At 61.9% G+C, this 16,108-nt stretch carries 22 protein-coding genes; 13 read left to right on the top strand and 9 right to left on the bottom strand.

The window, feature by feature from the left end:
* Positions 1–43: 43 nt before the first annotated feature.
* Both JG747_RS22700 and gloA read right to left on the bottom strand, forming a co-directional pair.
* A complete protein-coding gene (locus JG747_RS22700) occupies positions 44–340 on the bottom strand; it encodes a DUF2218 domain-containing protein (RefSeq protein WP_064982826.1) in 297 nt (98 codons plus the stop codon).
* 132 nt (positions 341–472) lie between these two features.
* The gene (gloA, locus tag JG747_RS22695; protein WP_010909179.1) at positions 473–913 is read right to left on the bottom strand and encodes a lactoylglutathione lyase; all 441 of its coding nucleotides are present in this window, start codon (positions 911–913) and stop codon (positions 473–475) included.
* A 216-nt stretch (positions 914–1,129) separates the two neighbouring features.
* Between gloA and JG747_RS22690 the strand changes: the two genes are divergently transcribed.
* From JG747_RS22690 to JG747_RS22680, 3 genes are read left to right on the top strand one after another with little or no spacing between them, the layout of a single operon-like run.
* Positions 1,130–1,726, top strand: a complete 597-nt coding sequence (locus JG747_RS22690; RefSeq protein ID WP_032920553.1) for a cold-shock protein — start codon at positions 1,130–1,132, stop codon at positions 1,724–1,726.
* Between the two features lie 24 nt (positions 1,727–1,750).
* Entirely contained in the window at positions 1,751–2,311 is a 561-nt protein-coding gene (locus JG747_RS22685) for a DUF192 domain-containing protein (protein ID WP_038646547.1), read from the top strand.
* A gap of 19 nt (positions 2,312–2,330) precedes the next feature.
* Complete coding sequence (locus tag JG747_RS22680) at positions 2,331–3,098, top strand: alpha/beta fold hydrolase (RefSeq protein ID WP_038652582.1); 768 nt, start codon at positions 2,331–2,333, stop codon at positions 3,096–3,098.
* 185 nt (positions 3,099–3,283) lie between these two features.
* On the opposite strand, the gene JG747_RS22675 is transcribed toward JG747_RS22680, so the two are convergent.
* Positions 3,284–3,886: an HD domain-containing protein gene (locus tag JG747_RS22675; protein WP_202360067.1), complete on the bottom strand. Its 603-nt coding sequence runs from the start codon at positions 3,884–3,886 to the stop codon at positions 3,284–3,286.
* A gap of 120 nt (positions 3,887–4,006) precedes the next feature.
* Here JG747_RS22675 and JG747_RS22670 point away from each other — a divergent pair, with 120 nt between their 5' ends.
* From JG747_RS22670 to JG747_RS22660, 3 genes are all read left to right on the top strand, one after another.
* On the top strand, positions 4,007–4,651 hold the full coding sequence (locus tag JG747_RS22670; protein ID WP_202360066.1) for a VOC family protein: 645 nt from the start codon (positions 4,007–4,009) through the stop codon (positions 4,649–4,651).
* Between the two features lie 259 nt (positions 4,652–4,910).
* The gene (gene cysE / locus JG747_RS22665; RefSeq protein WP_038652588.1) at positions 4,911–5,759 is read left to right on the top strand and encodes a serine O-acetyltransferase; all 849 of its coding nucleotides are present in this window, start codon (positions 4,911–4,913) and stop codon (positions 5,757–5,759) included.
* A 152-nt stretch (positions 5,760–5,911) separates the two neighbouring features.
* Positions 5,912–6,115, top strand: a complete 204-nt coding sequence (locus JG747_RS22660; protein WP_019857879.1) for a DUF3126 family protein — start codon at positions 5,912–5,914, stop codon at positions 6,113–6,115.
* 48 nt (positions 6,116–6,163) lie between these two features.
* Here the strand turns inward: JG747_RS22660 and JG747_RS22655 are convergent, their stop codons facing one another.
* The gene (locus tag JG747_RS22655; RefSeq protein ID WP_202360065.1) at positions 6,164–6,895 is read right to left on the bottom strand and encodes a hypothetical protein; all 732 of its coding nucleotides are present in this window, start codon (positions 6,893–6,895) and stop codon (positions 6,164–6,166) included.
* Positions 6,896–7,012: 117 nt separating this feature from the next.
* On the opposite strand from JG747_RS22655, the gene JG747_RS22650 reads away from it, so the two are divergent.
* Both JG747_RS22650 and JG747_RS22645 read left to right on the top strand, forming a co-directional pair.
* Positions 7,013–7,348 carry a DUF6949 family protein gene (locus JG747_RS22650; protein WP_038646551.1) on the top strand — a complete coding sequence of 112 codons (336 nt, stop codon included), beginning with the start codon at positions 7,013–7,015 and terminating at the stop codon, positions 7,346–7,348.
* 19 nt (positions 7,349–7,367) lie between these two features.
* A complete protein-coding gene (locus JG747_RS22645) occupies positions 7,368–7,895 on the top strand; it encodes a gamma carbonic anhydrase family protein (RefSeq protein WP_202360064.1) in 528 nt (175 codons plus the stop codon).
* A 52-nt stretch (positions 7,896–7,947) separates the two neighbouring features.
* Here the strand turns inward: JG747_RS22645 and JG747_RS22640 are convergent, their stop codons facing one another.
* The 4 genes from JG747_RS22640 to JG747_RS22625 form a co-directional block, all read right to left on the bottom strand.
* The gene (locus JG747_RS22640; protein WP_202360063.1) at positions 7,948–8,505 is read right to left on the bottom strand and encodes an ankyrin repeat domain-containing protein; all 558 of its coding nucleotides are present in this window, start codon (positions 8,503–8,505) and stop codon (positions 7,948–7,950) included.
* 216 nt (positions 8,506–8,721) lie between these two features.
* Positions 8,722–9,330 (bottom strand): transglutaminase-like cysteine peptidase, encoded by a 609-nt coding sequence (locus JG747_RS22635; protein ID WP_019857886.1) that lies wholly within the window; start codon positions 9,328–9,330, stop codon positions 8,722–8,724.
* A 294-nt stretch (positions 9,331–9,624) separates the two neighbouring features.
* The gene (locus JG747_RS22630; RefSeq protein ID WP_010909193.1) at positions 9,625–10,242 is read right to left on the bottom strand and encodes a PilZ domain-containing protein; all 618 of its coding nucleotides are present in this window, start codon (positions 10,240–10,242) and stop codon (positions 9,625–9,627) included.
* A 119-nt stretch (positions 10,243–10,361) separates the two neighbouring features.
* The gene (locus tag JG747_RS22625) at positions 10,362–10,994 is read right to left on the bottom strand and encodes a PAS domain-containing protein (protein ID WP_027046791.1); all 633 of its coding nucleotides are present in this window, start codon (positions 10,992–10,994) and stop codon (positions 10,362–10,364) included.
* 389 nt (positions 10,995–11,383) lie between these two features.
* On the opposite strand from JG747_RS22625, the gene JG747_RS22620 reads away from it, so the two are divergent.
* The gene (locus JG747_RS22620) at positions 11,384–12,142 is read left to right on the top strand and encodes a rhomboid family intramembrane serine protease (RefSeq protein WP_069092035.1); all 759 of its coding nucleotides are present in this window, start codon (positions 11,384–11,386) and stop codon (positions 12,140–12,142) included.
* A gap of 88 nt (positions 12,143–12,230) precedes the next feature.
* On the top strand, positions 12,231–12,662 hold the full coding sequence (locus JG747_RS22615; protein WP_010909196.1) for a CBS domain-containing protein: 432 nt from the start codon (positions 12,231–12,233) through the stop codon (positions 12,660–12,662).
* 48 nt (positions 12,663–12,710) lie between these two features.
* Here JG747_RS22615 and JG747_RS22610 read toward each other — a convergent pair whose 3' ends face one another.
* The gene (locus tag JG747_RS22610) at positions 12,711–12,968 is read right to left on the bottom strand and encodes a YjhX family toxin (protein ID WP_202360062.1); all 258 of its coding nucleotides are present in this window, start codon (positions 12,966–12,968) and stop codon (positions 12,711–12,713) included.
* 284 nt (positions 12,969–13,252) lie between these two features.
* On the opposite strand from JG747_RS22610, the gene gatB reads away from it, so the two are divergent.
* The 3 genes from gatB to JG747_RS22595 all read left to right on the top strand — a co-directional run bounded on the left by gatB (position 13,253) and on the right by JG747_RS22595 (position 16,104).
* Positions 13,253–14,752, top strand: coding sequence for an Asp-tRNA(Asn)/Glu-tRNA(Gln) amidotransferase subunit GatB (gene gatB / locus JG747_RS22605; protein ID WP_202360061.1), 1,500 nt, complete (start codon positions 13,253–13,255; stop codon positions 14,750–14,752).
* A gap of 4 nt (positions 14,753–14,756) precedes the next feature.
* Positions 14,757–15,248 carry a GNAT family N-acetyltransferase gene (locus JG747_RS22600; protein WP_202360060.1) on the top strand — a complete coding sequence of 164 codons (492 nt, stop codon included), beginning with the start codon at positions 14,757–14,759 and terminating at the stop codon, positions 15,246–15,248.
* A 157-nt stretch (positions 15,249–15,405) separates the two neighbouring features.
* On the top strand, positions 15,406–16,104 hold the full coding sequence (locus JG747_RS22595) for an AIM24 family protein (RefSeq protein WP_202360059.1): 699 nt from the start codon (positions 15,406–15,408) through the stop codon (positions 16,102–16,104).
* Positions 16,105–16,108 lie beyond the last annotated feature (4 nt).

Genomic DNA, 16,108 nt, shown 5'->3' with positions numbered 1-16,108 from the left:
AGTGGGTGCCGGTTTTCGAAAACGGTCATGCTCGAACAAACACCTACGCTGCCGTCGCCGGCTTCCAGTCGAAGTTCAGTTCTTCGCGGAAGGCAAAGCGCTTGATGTGGTCGGCCACGACACTCTCCAGGCGCTCGAGCGATCCCGCTTCGTTGGTTGATACCACAATGTGCAGCGCTGCCGCGTCCGCATCCATGACGGTGCGGCCGAGCGACGTCAGGTCGATGGTGCCGTGGGTCGGGTTGAACTCGACGGGGAATTTGTGTGCCCAGTGCTTGCACAGCTGCTGCAGGTAGCGGCTGGCGTGCTCAGTGGCGACGTCGGCATGGCTGGATGGCATGAATGACTTCTCCTGGTCTGGGCGCTGGCCTGCCGGCCAGGCGTGATGACCGGTCAGATAGGTGGCGTGGTGCGAAACGGCAAAGGCGGCCGGCTTTTACCCCGGCCGCCTCGCTTCAAGATGGCGTGATTGCTACCAGCTTCCGGTGTTGGCCATCGAAGCCCAAGGTTCAGCCTTGGCTTTCGCGGGGCCCTTCTGCAGAAGCTCGATGGAGATGCCGTCCGGCGACCTGATGAAGGCCATGTTGCCATCGCGCGGCGGCCGGTTGATGGTGACGCCGTTGTCCATCAGATGCTGGCAGGTGGCGTAGATGTCATCGACCTCGTAGGCGAGGTGGCCGAAATTGCGCCCGCCCTTGTAGTCTTCCGGATCCCAGTTGTAGGTGAGTTCGATCAGCGGCGCCTTGTCGTTGATGCCGCTTTGCTCGTCTTCGGAGGCGGCGAGGAAGATCAGCGTGAAGCGGCCCTGCTCGTTTTCGTAGCGGCGGACCTCCTTCAGCCCGAGCTTGTTGCAGTAGAAATCGAGCGAGGCATCGACATCGGCGACGCGGACCATGGTGTGCAGATAGCGCATGAGTTTTCCTCGATCTGTTGGGGTGCGGCGCAACATAGGGTCGCCCCGGTGAAAGGGCAATCTCCTGCGCTTGGCGATGCCGGCAAAGAACAAATCCGGTATTCCCGCAATGAACCGTGAAAAAAGGCAGGGAAGGTCTTGCACACACCGGAAGCCGCGGTGTTAATCTGGTGTCAAGAATCAGTTGCGGTGTTCTTGAAAAAAGGGGGCATTCTTATGGGGGAAAAGGCCTCTTTGACGGGGCGGGCCGGAACCCTTGGCGACGCCTTGAAGCGCGACGAAGGCGGCGACGCCGCCGACCTGACCGAAATTGCCGGCGCCATCAAGTGGTTCGATGTGGCCAAGGGTTACGGGTTCATCCTACCCGATGACGGTGTCTCGGGCGATATCCTCCTCCATGTGACATGTCTTCGGCGGGACGGTTTCCAGACTGCCTTGGAAGGCGCGCGCGTGGTTTGCCTTGTCAAGCAGGGCGATCGCGGTCTGCAGGCCTTTCGTGTGCTTTCCATGGATGTCACCACCGCCGTCCATCCCGCGGAAATGCAGGAACAGCGCACCCATGTGGCGGTGACGCCGGAGAGCGGGCTCGAACGCGCTTTGGTCAAATGGTTCAACCGCACCAAGGGCTTTGGCTTCCTGACGCGCGGCGAAGGCACCGAGGACATTTTCGTCCACATGGAGACCTTGCGCCGCTATGGCATCACCGAGCTTCGGCCGGGCCAGGTCGTGCTCGTCCGTTTCGGCCGCGGTGACAAAGGCCTTATGGCCGCCGAAATTCACCCCGATATGGGCACCTTGCCGGTTTCGCACTAGGACGATTTCGGCCGAGGATCTTGGATGACTCGCAGGAACTGGCTGACGGCGGGCGTGTTTTGCGCCATTGCGGCCGTGATCGTGGCCGCAGGTGCTTTCTTCTATTCGGAACGGCCGACCTCGGCAGACGGCCGGGCGATGATCCTTCCGGTCGACCCGACGCCGCTGGTCGTGGTGACGAAAGATGGGAATCGCTCTTTTTCCATCGAAATCGCCGACACCGATTTGGAGCGCGAGGCCGGCCTGATGTTTCGCCAGGACATGGCGGACGATCACGGCATGCTGTTCGTCTTCGAGATACAGCAGCAGGTCAGTTTCTGGATGCAAAACACGCCAATGCCGCTTGACCTGATCTTTGTCGGCCAGGATGGCAAGATCCGCGCCGTCAAGCATGGCGAACCGCAATCCCAGGCCATCATTTCACCTGGCGTGCCTGTGCGCTTCGTGCTCGAGCTCAAGGCCGGCACCGCCGCCAAATACGGCATCGGGTATGGCGACCTGTTGCGCCACCCGGCAGTCGGCACCGTATCCGGACCCGGCATGCCACCGCCGGACAATGGCGATGCACCCAACGGCGGCGGCTGAACGCGAGGTGGGGCAGCCGATGCAGTTCTTCTCTCATGACGGGTTCGATCTTGCCTTCCTCGACCGCCAGCCGGCATCGGGGCAGGGCGATCCCGTGCTCATGATCCACGGCTTCGCCTCGAGCCACTACGTCAACTGGGTGTCGCCCGGCTGGTTCAAGACGCTCAACGATGCCGGGTATCGCGCCATCGCCTTCGACAATCGCGGCCATGGCTCGTCATCGAAGAGCTATGACGAGGCCGACTATACGCCAGCGAAAATGGCCTCGGATGCCGCCGCCTTGCTCGACCATCTCGGCATCGAACGGGCCCATGTCATGGGCTATTCGATGGGTGCTCGCATCGCGGCGTTTCTGGCTCTGTCCGATCCGCACAAGGTGGCGACGCTGGTCTTTGGCGGCCTCGGCATCGGCATGATCGACGGCGTCGGCGATTGGGATCCGATTGCCGCGGCCCTGCTTGCCGACGATCCGGCGGCGACCAGCCATCCGCGCGGCCGCTCTTTCCGCGCCTTCGCCGACCAGACCCGCAGCGATCGCCGGGCGCTTGCCGCCTGCATCGCCACATCGCGGGAGCTGCTGAGCGAGGATGATATTGCCCGCATCGCCCAGCCGACGCTGGTCGCGGTCGGCACCACGGACGACATTGGCGGCTCGCCGGACGAACTCGCCGCCCTGATGCCGAACGCCAGAGCTTTCCACATCGGGGGCAGGGATCATATGCTGGCGGTCGGGGACAAGACCTTCAAGCAACGCGTTCTGGAGTTTTATGCCGAATATCCGCTTTGAGCGGTCCGCCGGGGAGCAACAGCGGTACAATGGGGAAGAAGCACGGCCGCCATGCCCGGCGCGTCGCTCGAGCGACAATCGCGTCCTTGGAGTGCTGGGGATCGTTCTCAACGGGCTGTCGGAGGCGGCGGCTGGCCATCCTCGCGGCAATGGCGTCGACCATAGGCGCCTTTACCTGATCCCCGCTAGCCTGTAGCGAGGGCCGCCAGCGACCGCGCCATGTTCAGCCTGGCCTGCGGCTCGAAGCGCCGGCGAAATTCCTCGGTGAGGAAAATGCGCGGGCGGGCAAGGAAATCCTTCAGCACGGCACCCCGCCCGGCACGCCACATCGGCTCTTCCACCCAGTCATATTCGCGGCGCACCGCGCGTTCATAGGCGTCGAACACGTCAGGCACGGCACCCAGGATCGACAGATCCATGTCGAGGAAAAGACTGGCGTCGCGCGTGGCCTTCGCATCGTCGAACTGGGGCAATTGGTGCGCAGCCGTGGCCAGGATCATCGCGCCGATGCGGTCCAGGCGCTCCGCGTCGGTGCGGCCCGCGAGCTTTTGCGCGGCAAGCGCGGCACTTCTGGCCTCATTGTCCTTGGCCTTGCTGTCATAGATGGCGTCGTGGAACCAGATCGCCGCTTCGACGGCCTGGGGATCACCGAGCAGCGCTCGATAATCGCCGGCCAGCGCCAGCATCGCCTCGATATGGGCAAGGTTGTGATATTGACGGCTTTCGGCGCGGTAGAGCGCCGCGAGTTCCTGTTTCAGCGGTTTGTCGACCAGGGGCTGGTCTTCCATGTTCGTCATCCGTCCAGCTAATCGATCTCAGCCTCTTCGAGCCAGTCACTCCGAACCTTGCATAGGCCGGAGCTCTGGGGAATGCTGCCATTCCCGGAATACCCGACCCAGGAGGCCGACATGACCAATACGCCAGGCAGCGAGAACCCCAGACCGGGGACGATCGACATGAAGCTGGAGGCCGTCATCATCGCCGTTGCGGATGCCGATCGGTCCAAGCGCTTCTACAGCGGCCTGGGTTGGCGGCTCGATGCGGACTTCGTCGTCGGCGATGCGTTTCGCGTCGTGCAGTTTACGCCTCCCGGGTCGCCGTGCTCGATCCATTTCGGCAAAGGGCTGACAGCGGCCGCGCCGGGCTCGGCGAAGGGACTTTATCTCGTGGTGTCCGATATCGAGGCGGCGCATGCCGAACTCGTGGCACGCGGCATCGAGGCGAGCGAGGTGTTCCACCGCACGGGGCCTGGGCAGCCGGCGATCAGTGGCCGGCATCCGGAGGGGCGCAGCTATTCATCCTATGTCACGTTTGCCGATCCGGACGGCAACAGCTTCATACTGCAGGAAATCACCCAGCGACTGCCTGGACGCGTGGATGCCAGCGACACGATATTCACGTCGTCGGGCGAGCTTGCCGCGGCGCTGCGCCGTGCGGCGGCGGCACATGGCGAACACGAGAAACGGACCGGCGGACAGTATGATGTGAACTGGCCCGACTGGTATGCCGAATACATGGTGGCCGAACAGGCCGGCACCTCGCTGCCGACTTGAAACGAGATCCATCGCAGCGCGGCGTCATTGGCGCCGCGCCGGCCTTGAGCCCGCCATCAGATCGTTCCGGCAGTGGGCGCGGCAGGCCGCCTCCAGCAGCACGGCGATCAAGGGTTCGTTTTCCATGGCCGCTTGAATTCCTGCGAACCAAATCCATTTGACACAGCACTAAGGAAAATTGAGTTCAATCGTGCTATGATCTGGCCTATATGTGCGGCCGGACAACAGGCAAGCCAGCAGGACGCAGGACGAGACGTCGATGAACAGCATCAGCATTTCCCGCCATAGCGCGTTGCAGCCGGTCGATCCGATCTGGCGTTCGATTCGCGACGAAGCGATGGACGCCGTCAACCGCGACCCCCTGCTCGCTGCCTTCCTCTATTCGACGATCCTCAACCAGGAGAGCCTGGAAGAGGCCGTCATCCACCGGATCGCCGAGCGGCTTGCCCATCAGGATATCGGCTCCGATCTCATCCGCCAGACCTTCAAGACCATGCTGGCTGACGACAAGGAATGGCCGACCACCGTGCGTGTCGACATCCAGGCCTATTACGACCGCGACCCCGCTTGCGACCGTTTCATCATGCCTGTGCTCTATTTCAAGGGCTTTCACGCCATTCAGACCCATAGGCTGGCACATTGGCTGTGGAGCCAGGGTCGCAAGGATTTCGCGCTCTATCTGCAGAGCCGCTCGTCCTCGGTCTTCCAGACCGACATCAATCCGGCCGCCCGCATCGGCAAGGGTATCTTCATCGATCACGCCACCGGCCTCGTCGTCGGCGAGACCGCGGTCATCGAGGACGATGTGTCGATCCTGCACGGCGTGACGCTGGGCGGCACCGGCAAGGCCGGCGGCGACCGCCATCCCAAGATCCGCCGTGGCGTGCTGATCGGCGCCGGCGCCAAGATTCTCGGCAATATCGAGATCGGCCATTGCTCCAAGGTCGCCGCCGGATCGGTGGTGCTGTCGCCCGTTCCGCACAACAAGACGGTTGCCGGCGTGCCGGCCCGCGTGGTCGGCGAGACCGGCTGCGACCAGCCTTCGCGCCAGATGGACCAGCTCCTGCCGTCGCAATCGATGGACCAGGTGATCAGCTTCGACATCTGATTTCCGCGCCGGCGCGCCGTCCGGCGCGATTGCGATTTGTCCGGCGGCGCTGCCGCTTCCGGTGCAATACGGCCGGCTTGCCTTTACATCGCCATTGTCGACGTGCCAGAAGCGCCCTTCAAACCAGCAAGCCCGATGATCGGAGAAGACTGTTGAAGCCGGACGAAATCAGAAAGCTGGACGCCTATTTCAAGCGCGTCTTCCAGAACCCCAAGCTTGAGGTCAAGGCACGGCCGCGCAAGGAAGATTCCGCCGAAGTCTATGTCGGTGACGAGTTCCTCGGCATCGTCTTCAAGGACGAGGACGACGGCGACTACAATTTCTCGATGGCGATCCTCGACATCGATCTGGGTTGAGCCCGCATCAAATGGCAGGCCGCGTCTGGCGCGGCCTGCCATTGTCCCTCAATGTCCGCTCTTCAGCATTCGCCCGGCCTCAGCCGCCATCGCCGCGTCGAGTGCCTGCCAGTCGCCAAGGAATTCCTTGGGAAAGCGGTAGGTGAGGCTGAGATCGTCGCCGACATGCACGTCCCGTTCGCACGGCGCCAGTGATTGACCGGCACTCGGCCCGCTCAGGCAGCGGGCCACGAAAGGGTCCTTTCCCCCGCGCTTGCCGACCACCAGCACCTCATTCAGATAGCCTGATTTCTCGTTGAAACCGTAGACCGTCGTGCCGCCCGGTCCTGGAACGCCGGGCTGGACGATCAGCGCGCTGTAGATCGGCGCGAACCGGCCGCTCATGTCGCGCGACATCATCTGCTGTTCGAAGGACAGGAAGATGATCTTCCCATTGGCTTCCGAGTGGTTGAAATCGTCGCGGGCCGCCTCGCTGTAACCGTCCATCTGGGGATAGCGCAGATAAAGGTCGAGACGCGAAGCGATGCCGTCGCGCCGGGCCTGGTCGAAACGGATGAAATTGGCCGGCACGGAAATCACATTGTTGCCGATCACCACCCGGCGCACCGTCGGGTCGTCGGTATATCCGGCCATGGCGATGCTATGGCCGAACCATTTGCCGCCAAGGCTTATCGCGACCGACAGCAAGGCAAGTGCGGCGAAGGCATAGAACACCCGCTTCATCAGCATGGAATCGACCACGGTGAGTTCAGGGCCGTCGGCGGTCGCTGCCTGCTTCATCTCGGTCCTCATCCCAGCCGCCATTCCCAGTGTCCCTCGGCGGCACACATCGCGCGGCACGGCTCTTGCAGCCTTCCTGAAACGACTGTGCGATTTCATGGTAAATGGAAGGTTAAGATGGCTCAGATGGAACTCTTCCTGTTTGCTTTTGTCGTCGGGCTGACGGTGTGCGGGCTGACGGGCTCGACGATGGAGCTGGTGTCGGGCCGAAAGGTCGCCTTCACTGAGCCCTATGTGTCGCCCGCCCATGTGCTGCGCTCGCTGGCGGCCACAGCTGGCGCCGGGCCGTTCATGCTGGTCAACGACGCCCTCGATGCCCGCCGCGAGAAGCGCATTTCGACGATGGCGCTCCTGTCATGCGGCTGCACGGCGATTGCCTGGTCCCTGGCGCTGGGCATCGTCGTGCTTGCCATTGCCTCATGGACGATCGGTCTCTTAGGGTCCGGCGTCTGAGACGATTCGGAGGCCGACAATGCCGCTTTATGCGATCGACGGAACGCAGCCCAGCTTCGCGGATGCTGACACAAACTGGATCGCGCCCGATGCGACGCTGATTGGCGATGTGCACGTCGGCCGCAATGCCGGGTTCTGGTTCGGCGTCGTCATTCGCGGAGACAATGAGCCGATCATTATCGGCGCCGACACCAATGTGCAGGAACACACGGTCATGCACACCGATCCCGGCTTTCCGCTGACCATCGGCGAGGGCTGCACGATTGGCCACCGGGCCATGCTGCATGGCTGCACGATCGGCGACAACAGCCTGATCGGCATGGGCGCCATCGTGCTGAACGGCGCCAGGATCGGCAAGAATTCGCTCGTCGGCGCCGGCGCGCTGGTCACCGAAGGCAAGGAATTTCCGGACAATTCGTTGATCGTCGGCTCGCCGGCCAAGGCGATCAGGGTGCTGGACGACGCAGCCGTCGCCAGGCTGCGCGGCTCGGCCGCACACTACGTCGCCAATGGCAAGCGCTTCAAGGCAGGGCTGAAGAAGGTTTGAGGCCAGTTTCGGCCGATCCCGGTCGCCGACGGTTCTATCGTGGGCCGAGCCATTATCTATTAGAGCCGCGCCTTGCCATGGCATCACGCAGCAATGAAGCGCCGGCTTCAAAGCCGGCATTGTCGGCTTCCTCGATGGCTGTCGTATAGTCATCGATGCGGGTTGCGAGAGTAGGGTCGGCGCCAGCAGCCAAAAGCAGACGGATCGCTTCGGCGCTGCGGATAGCCACCGAATAGTGAAGAGGCGTCCAGTCGTTCACGCCCCGCATATTGAGATCGGCGCCGGCCTCGATCAACATCTGGATGATTTCCAGTCGGTCGGCCCGGTCGGTGGACAGCGCGGCAATGATTGCCGGAAACCCACCGTGATCCCCGTAATTCGGATCCGAGCCTGCATCCAGCAACGTCGAGATGAAGCCGACCGGGCTCCAATAGATCGCGTATTCCAAAGGATGTCCGAGGCCGAATTCGAACGGCATACGTTCGTCAAACCAGCGGGGCGAACCGCCCAGCGCTTTGCCAAGGCCATCGAAGTCACCGGCCTTGAAGGCATCGTCGATCGCCTTGAACAGACGATGACGCTCGCATCGATCTTCCGGGATTTCCAGCATCGCCGTGATCCAGAGGACGAAACCAACAGCCTATGATGCCTCGATCCGCTGTCCGTGCAAAGGAGGCGGTGGATAGTCGGATGCGCCTGCCCAACCCTGATTGGGTTTCGAGCATCGCCAGAAATGGCGGAGCCGGCCCGGGGACGGGGCCGGCTCCTTAGACCCGGTCGTTGGGGACGGGGAGGGTGGGGACTCGACCGGGTTTCTCGTCACGTCCTAGCGGACGCTGGCGACCGCGTCGGAGCGGCCGTCATTGATCGTCACCCAAACGCCGGAATTCTCCGTCGATTGACGCTTGAGATAGGTGTAGTCGGTGTCCGTCCAGGACAGCACCTTGGTTTCCAGATTGTCGAGGATGAACTCGCCGAGGCTGGTGCGCACGGTCAGCACGGCGTGGCCGTCGCCATTCGGCTGGCGCGCAACCGTCATCAAGAGATCGCCCGCCGGCACGCCCGCGTCCATCAGTTCGCGGCGCTTCTCCAGCGCATAATCCTCGCAATCGCCATAGCCATTGTCGGGATACGCCCAGTACTCCTCGACACCGTAGTTTTCCATGTCGGTGCGCGGCTTGATGCGGGTGTTGACCGTATTGTTGATGTTGACGATCGTCGCCCAGAGCTTGCGGGTCAGGTCGACAGGCGCGCCCTTGGGCGTCTTCTCGTTGCATTCGCCAGGGATGCGCTGGCAGAATTCATAGTGGCCGACAGGCTGTGTGGTACGGCCGCCAGTGTGCATATAGGCCGGTCCCGCGGCATATGCTGATCCCCAAGCGGAAAGCTGCATCGCCATTGCCATAAGCAACAGCTTGCCCCTCGTTTTTTTCATTTTCTAGTCTCCCCGTTCGAAGGAGACATTGCCACGACTGGATTTATTTGACGCAAAAGCGCGAAGCAGACTTTAAGTAAAACGCCAATAGAATAAACATAAAATTTGAATCATTTGAGTATTGAATTGTTTGGATTGCCCGGGCTGGCATCGAAGCGCATGCCCGGCGCCTCGAATGGCAGCCTGCCTGTTGGAAGACAATCCGGCCACTTGCGAAGGGCCAAATCGCTGTCGCCCGGAAACAAAAAACCGGCCACGCAGGGCCGGTTTGCTTGCAGCGTCCGTTGGACCCGGTCAGGCGCGTGGCGTGTTGAATTCGGAATCGAGCGTCTCAGGGCGCTGGATGACGGCGAATTCGATGGCGACGCCATCCTCGAAATGACGAACGATCTGGCCGCGCATGGTGCCGAGCATGACCTGGACGCCTATCGCCGGCTTCACGTCGATCTCGATCGCGGCGCCCGACAGCGACAGGTCGATGATCCGACACTGGTATTGGCGGCCATCGGTGAGCTGCAGCACGCTGGTCGGGTTGCGCGGCGCGACGCGCTCGTGGCGGCGGTCTTCCGGCAGGTCGAGTTCGTGTTTGTTGGCAAGCCAGGTCAGTTGCGCCGCCAGCTTGTCCTTCTTGCGGTCGGACGCGATCACCGTCATGGCGAAGCCGTCCTGCAGCGTGCGCGTAACGACGCCTTCGATGCGGCCGATATGGTCGATATAGGCGATCACCTTTTCACCGGGCATGCCGATGCGATCGGTGCGGAACGCGACATTGCCGGGCGACATGTCGACAACCTGGCAAGGATGCTCGGTGCGGTCTTCCAGCATGAATCGCCCGTATATCTTGACCCGGACGCGCTGAAAGTTACGCCTTTCAGCTTGGGACGGCGCGTAGTCGACCGCCGCTGACCTCATGACTGCCTACACCCCGTTTGGCATTCCCGCGCGTCAATGCGAGGGACTTCATCACAGAAGTACAACAAAGCGAGTTAACAAAGGGGAAAAACGAGCCTGCGAGACCGTGCGATCATCAACTATTCGTCGCGCCCGCCGTCGAAGACGACGAGATGGCGGATGCGGCGCGCCCGGCCAAGCGCCGAGATCGTATCGGGCGCCTCGAGTTCGGCTGGAACAAGCGAGGGAACGTCGATCGCCGGCCGGTTGTTGAGCATCTCTTTCTCCGGATCGATGACACGAATCGAATCGATCATTGCGTCCGTGATTGGGTCGGCGCCCAGCCAGAACGGCTTCTCCGCGGCACTGATCACGCCAAGGCAGCGCGGGTTCTCGATGCCGCCGTCGAGCGGCAAGGCAAGCAATTCGAACTTGTTGGAGCGGCCATTGCGACTGAAGCCCTCGAAATTGATCAGCACCACCGATTTCTGGTCGAAAACCCCGTGAATCAGCCGTGAGACCAGACGCTGATCCTTCTCGCGCCACAGCGACGGGAAGGAGAACCCCTTGAGTTCGCGGCCATAACAGGCGCAGAGCCTGGTGCCGGCTAGGCGGAAGATGGGTTGGCCGCGCGTGTCTCTTTCCAGGATGAACGTGTCGGCCAAAAGCGACTTGATATCGGCCGGCTCGACTTCCGAACGCTTCGGAGCGGGGCGTCCGTCACGCAGGCGGTTCCAATAATGGAACAGCGTGATCGATCCGTTTTGGTTCATGGTATGCTGCTCCGCGCATTCTGTCGTCTGATGTCCCATCGGTGAACAGAAGGGCGCCCTCCGATGACCTACATGCGTTGCGGAGCAGGAAGCGTGCCAGCGTCGTTAACACTTGTTCACGGGTCGGGGGCGTTAAGGTTAACAACTGGTTTACGTTGCTCCCAAGCAGGCCCTGTGGCACATCAAAACCACTCCAGAAGCGGTCGTTTCGCGACGATCGGCAGCACTTCAGTCAAGAGTTTTAGGGGAGCAGGGGGCTCGACCGGCCGTTCAGGGGAAACCTTGGACGGCTTCTTTTTTGATTCGCACTGGGGCGATTCGCCGTTTGCGGTTCCAATGGCCGTGATCTAGATGCTCGCCAGATCGAACAGCACCGAGTGCGATTGCAGATGAGCGAACAGCAAAATCCAACCGAGGCCGAGCCGGCCGAAAGCCTGCCGCCGCCTGCGCGCGAACCGGTGTTCAACCTGCCGCCGATCGTGCTGGCGGTGATCGGCATTTGCGCGGCCGTCTTCCTGCTGCAGCAATATGTGCTGAACGACGCGCAGCAGATGACGCTGCTCTACGATGGAGCCTTCATTCCCGTCCTCTATACCGGGCAATACGGCTTCGACTGGTTCCTGTTCACGCGTCCCTTCACCTATGCCTTCATGCATGGGGGCTTTGCCCATATCGCCATCAACATGGTCTGGCTCGCCGCGTTTGGTTCGCCGTTGGCCAATCGCCTCGGCGGGCTCCGGTTCGCTCTGTTCTTCGCCGTCACCGGGCTGGCTTCCGTCGCGCTGTTCTGGGCCATGCACCCCTATGGCGAGGCACCGCTGGTCGGCGCCTCCGGCGCCATATCGGGCATGATGGGTGCTGCGGCGCGTTTCGGTTTCCGCACCGACCGCTCTGCCGGCACGGCGGCCTTCGCCGGCCCTGTGCTGCCGATCGCGACTGTCTTGCGTTCGCGCGGTGTCGTGATTTTCCTTGCCGTGTGGATGATCATCAACCTCGCCACCGGCCTGCTCGGTTTTGCGCCTGGAGCAGATGGGCAGATCGCCTGGGAGGCGCATATTGGCGGCTTCGTCGCCGGCTTCTTCGGCTTGCGCTGGTTCGATCGGCGATGGCAGCCGCCTGAATGGGAGAGCACCGACCACCGCACTTGAAATGCAACCCATCACGGCGCACGATGTTCACTCTTACGTGAAAGCCGGTCTGGGCAGGGAACCGGCAGGCGAAGCAGAGGAGGACGCCATGACGGTTAAGGCAATTCTGGAAAAGAAGGGCCACGACGTGTTGACGCTCGGGCCGAACGAAAAGCTCAGCGAAGCCATCCGCATCCTGGCCGAACACAAGATCGGCGCGCTGGTCATCACCAATGGCGATCACAAGATTGTCGGCATCCTGTCGGAGCGCGACATCGTGCGGGTTGTCGCCAAGGAAGGTGCCGCCGCGCTCGATATCGCCGTGCGTTCGGCAATGACGCCGAAGGTGAAGATCTGCAACGAGAACCACACCGTCAACGAGGTGATGGAGATCATGACCAGGGGCCGTTTCCGCCATCTGCCGGTGGAAAAGGACGGGCTGCTCGATGGCATCGTCTCCATCGGAGACGTAGTCAAGCGCCGCATCGAGGATGTCGAGCGCGAGGCGGACGAGATCAGGGCCTACATCGCCACCGCCTGAGCGGTGAAAGGAACCGCCGGCCGGAAACCCAGCCGGCGGAACCGTAGCCTATCGATTGTCGAGTTCGGAGCGGACGAGTTCGAGGCCGCGCCTGGTGATGCGGTAAGGGCCGCCACCCGACGACGAAACCGCCTTCTTGCGTTTCAGCTTTCGAAACAGGTCGACATCGACGCCCCGATAGTGCCAGCCATCGCGGGTCAGGCATTTGACGGAGGCGATCCGTTTCTTCTGGTTCTTTTCGATTTCAATGCGTCCGCCCTGCGCAAGCAGGTGCAGGATGCGCTGTTCAGTGCGCGAAATATCCATGAGGAGAAATTCCCGGGAAAACGAAAACAGCCGCCGCCGCAAAGCTTCGCGGCACGGGGTTTCAGGTCTTCTTGCCCTGCCTCGCTACGAGGTCAGGGCCTTACCGGGACTGAGCGTAAGTGGACATCCACTCTCCATTGGGATGGGCGTCCTATAGGCGAAAGCGGCTGAAAAGGCCAGCCTGCGGCTTTGCGCTTGTCTCTTTTGGCGGTTTGCACTAGCGAGAATGCACATCAAAATATGCATTTTTGCATATTCCGCAGTTTTCAATTTGCAGGCCCCCCATGTCTCTGATCGATACCCGCACGCCCGACGCAAAACGCCTGATCCCCGGCGCCACCGGTGACTGGGAAATCGTCATCGGTCTCGAAGTGCACGCGCAGGTCATCTCGGAAGCAAAATTGTTTTCCGGCGCTTCGACCGCTTTCGGTGCGGCCCCCAACGCCAATGTCAGCCTGGTCGATGCGGCAATGCCCGGCATGCTGCCTGTCATCAACGAGGAGTGCGTCAAACAGGCGATCCGTACCGGTCTCGGGCTGAAGGCGCAGATCAACCACAAGTCGGTTTTCGACCGGAAGAACTACTTTTATCCCGACCTGCCGCAGGGCTACCAGATCTCGCAGTTCAAGCAGCCGATCGTCGGCGAGGGCACGGTGATCGTGTCAGTCGGCCCCGACCGCCAGGGCGAATTCGAGGACATCGAGGTCGGCATCGAGCGGCTGCATCTGGAACAGGATGCCGGCAAGTCGATGCACGATCAGCATCCGACCATGTCCTATGTCGACCTCAACCGCTCCGGCGTGGCTCTGATGGAGATCGTCTCCAAGCCTGACCTGCGTTCCGGCGATGAGGCCAAGGCCTATGTCACCAAGCTGCGCACCATAATGCGCTATCTCGGCACCTGCGACGGCAATATGGATGAAGGCTCGCTGCGCGCCGACGTCAACGTCTCGGTACGCCGGCCCGGTGGCGAGTTCGGCACCCGCTGCGAGATCAAGAACATGAACTCGATCCGCTTCATCGGCCAGGCCATCGACTTCGAGGCGCGCCGCCAGATCGCCATTCTCGAGGACGGCGGCAAGATCGATCAGGAAACGCGCCTGTACGATGCCGTCAAGGGCGAGACGCGCTCGATGCGCTCGAAGGAAGAAGCGCACGATTACCGCTATTTCCCCGATCCCGATCTGCTGCCGCTGGAATTCGATCAGGCCTATGTCGATGCTTTGGCCAAAGGGCTGCCGGAACTGCCCGACGACAAGAAGGCGCGGCTCATCTCCGCGCTTGGCCTCTCGACCTACGACGCTTCGATCCTGGTGTCGGAAAAGTCGGTCGCCGATTATTTCGAGAAGGTGGCCGCCGGCCGTGACGGCAAGCTCGCTGCAAACTGGGTCATCAACGATCTGCTCGGCCAGTTGAACAAGGTGGGCAAGGACATTGAAAATGCGCCGGTTTCGCCCGATCAGCTCGGCGCGATCATCGACCTGATCAAGGACGGCACCATTTCGGGCAAGATCGCCAAGGACCTGTTCGAGATCGTCTGGAATGAAGGCGGCGACCCGCGCCAGCTGGTCGAAAGCCGTGGTATGAAACAGGTCACGGACACCGGCGCCATCGAGAAGGCGGTCGACGAGGTGATCGCGGCCAATCCCGACAAGGTGGAACAGGCGCGCGCCAAGCCGACCATGGCCGGCTGGTTCGTCGGCCAGGTGATGAAGGCGACGGGCGGCAAGGCCAACCCGCAGGCGGTCAACGACCTCGTCAAGGCCAAGCTCGGCATCGAGTAAGGCCATGTTCGTCCGCACCGCAGGCGAACGCGATCTCGCTGCCATCCGCGCACTGTTGGTTGAAACCTGGCACGCGACCTATGACGCGCTCTATAGCGCTGCCAAGGTCACCGAAATCACCGATGCGTGGCACTCGATCTCCTCGTTGAAGGCGCGGCTGAGCAAGCCGAACAGCGAGTTCCTCGTCGCCGATGACGGCAAGCGTATTGGCGGCGTGGCCTTTGCCGAGGGCATTGGTAGCGGAGAAGAAGTTGTCCTGAAACAGCTCTACGTGCTTCCAGCCCTGCAGGACAGGGGCATCGGCGGCATGTTGCTGGACGAGATCATCGAGAGTTTTCCGGAAGCCCGCGCCATCCGCCTGGAAGTGGAGGCGCAGAACGCCCGCGCCATCGCCTTCTACGAAGCCAACGGCTTCGTGCGATCCGGCGATGCCGGCGAGCACGCGGGTGCCTCCGGCGAGCCGACACTGGTCTACATCAGGCCTCTTGCCTCCTGATTCCTTCGAAGTCGACCTCTCTTGATCACCTTCGCGCGAGCGGCGCCGCATGCGCCCGTTTTCGTTTGACGGCCTGAGGGCTCCTCACCAAAGCTGTCGGTGCTGAACGCGCGGAAGCCGGAATGGACCGGCACGCCGGGTAGCGCTGGGGGAAACCATGCCAAGCTTGCCGGAACTGATGCCGACGCAGGTGTCGGACGAAACTTTTGGTGGCGTCACCTACCACATAGCGGGCGAACTGGTGCCCGTGCTTTCGGTCGATGTGACGCAAATGCCGGTCTATTTCGAGCATCACATCCTGTTGTGGAAGAACTCGACCATCACCATCGGCCTGAAATCGCTGAAAGGCGCCCTGAAGCGCATGATGGCCGGCATGCAGATCTTCGTCACCGAGGCGTCGGGAGCGGGCATCATCGCCTTCAGCCGTGATGGACCCGGCCACATCGTGCCAATCCATCTCAAGCGTGGCGAGGAGATCCAGGTGCGCGAACACCAGTTTCTCGCCGCCACCGGCAATGTCGACTACACATTCGAGCGTGTGCGCGGCCTGGCGACGATGCTGTTCGGCCAGAGCGGCTTCTTCATCGACCGCTTTCGCGGCGATGGCGGCGATGGCATCGTCTGGCTGCATGGCTACGGCAATGTCTTCGAAAAGACGCTTGCCGCCGGCGAGACCATCGACATCGAGCCGGGCGGCTGGCTGTTCAAGGATGCCTCCGTCAGGATGGAAACCAAGATCGACCGCCTTTCGAGCGGCTTCTTCGGCGCCAATATGAATTTCATCGTCAACCGCTTCACCGGTCCGGGTCGGGTCGGCATTCAGTCGATGTATCTGCATATGCCGACGGAGGAATAGGCTC

Source organism: Mesorhizobium sp. 131-3-5, assembly GCF_016756575.1.
Lineage (GTDB): Bacteria > Pseudomonadota > Alphaproteobacteria > Rhizobiales > Rhizobiaceae > Mesorhizobium > Mesorhizobium jarvisii.
The sequence above is the reverse complement of the archived record's forward strand: the minus strand, read 5'-3'. Positions and strand labels throughout refer to the sequence as shown.

Bases quoted from the DNA above. Each gene is read 5' to 3' on its own strand.
- JG747_RS22645 (WP_202360064.1), top strand. From the start codon at position 7,368: ATGCCGCTTTATGCGATCGACGGAACGCAGCCCAGCTTCGCGGATGCT.
- JG747_RS22680 (WP_038652582.1), top strand. From the start codon at position 2,331: ATGCAGTTCTTCTCTCATGACGGGTTCGATCTTGCCTTCCTCGACCGC.
- JG747_RS22690 (WP_032920553.1), top strand. From the start codon at position 1,130: ATGGGGGAAAAGGCCTCTTTGACGGGGCGGGCCGGAACCCTTGGCGAC.
- JG747_RS22635 (WP_019857886.1), bottom strand. From the start codon at position 9,330: ATGAAAAAAACGAGGGGCAAGCTGTTGCTTATGGCAATGGCGATGCAG.
- JG747_RS22700 (WP_064982826.1), bottom strand. From the start codon at position 340: ATGCCATCCAGCCATGCCGACGTCGCCACTGAGCACGCCAGCCGCTAC.
- JG747_RS22670 (WP_202360066.1), top strand. From the start codon at position 4,007: ATGACCAATACGCCAGGCAGCGAGAACCCCAGACCGGGGACGATCGAC.
- JG747_RS22610 (WP_202360062.1), bottom strand. From the start codon at position 12,968: ATGGATATTTCGCGCACTGAACAGCGCATCCTGCACCTGCTTGCGCAG.
- JG747_RS22615 (WP_010909196.1), top strand. From the start codon at position 12,231: ATGACGGTTAAGGCAATTCTGGAAAAGAAGGGCCACGACGTGTTGACG.
- JG747_RS22625 (WP_027046791.1), bottom strand. From the start codon at position 10,994: ATGAACCAAAACGGATCGATCACGCTGTTCCATTATTGGAACCGCCTG.
- JG747_RS22650 (WP_038646551.1), top strand. From the start codon at position 7,013: ATGGCTCAGATGGAACTCTTCCTGTTTGCTTTTGTCGTCGGGCTGACG.
- JG747_RS22630 (WP_010909193.1), bottom strand. From the start codon at position 10,242: ATGAGGTCAGCGGCGGTCGACTACGCGCCGTCCCAAGCTGAAAGGCGT.
- gatB (WP_202360061.1), top strand. From the start codon at position 13,253: ATGTCTCTGATCGATACCCGCACGCCCGACGCAAAACGCCTGATCCCC.
- JG747_RS22685 (WP_038646547.1), top strand. From the start codon at position 1,751: ATGACTCGCAGGAACTGGCTGACGGCGGGCGTGTTTTGCGCCATTGCG.
- gloA (WP_010909179.1), bottom strand. From the start codon at position 913: ATGCGCTATCTGCACACCATGGTCCGCGTCGCCGATGTCGATGCCTCG.
- JG747_RS22600 (WP_202360060.1), top strand. From the start codon at position 14,757: ATGTTCGTCCGCACCGCAGGCGAACGCGATCTCGCTGCCATCCGCGCA.
- JG747_RS22675 (WP_202360067.1), bottom strand. From the start codon at position 3,886: ATGGAAGACCAGCCCCTGGTCGACAAACCGCTGAAACAGGAACTCGCG.
- cysE (WP_038652588.1), top strand. From the start codon at position 4,911: ATGAACAGCATCAGCATTTCCCGCCATAGCGCGTTGCAGCCGGTCGAT.
- JG747_RS22640 (WP_202360063.1), bottom strand. From the start codon at position 8,505: ATGCTGGAAATCCCGGAAGATCGATGCGAGCGTCATCGTCTGTTCAAG.
- JG747_RS22620 (WP_069092035.1), top strand. From the start codon at position 11,384: ATGAGCGAACAGCAAAATCCAACCGAGGCCGAGCCGGCCGAAAGCCTG.
- JG747_RS22595 (WP_202360059.1), top strand. From the start codon at position 15,406: ATGCCAAGCTTGCCGGAACTGATGCCGACGCAGGTGTCGGACGAAACT.
- JG747_RS22655 (WP_202360065.1), bottom strand. From the start codon at position 6,895: ATGAAGCAGGCAGCGACCGCCGACGGCCCTGAACTCACCGTGGTCGAT.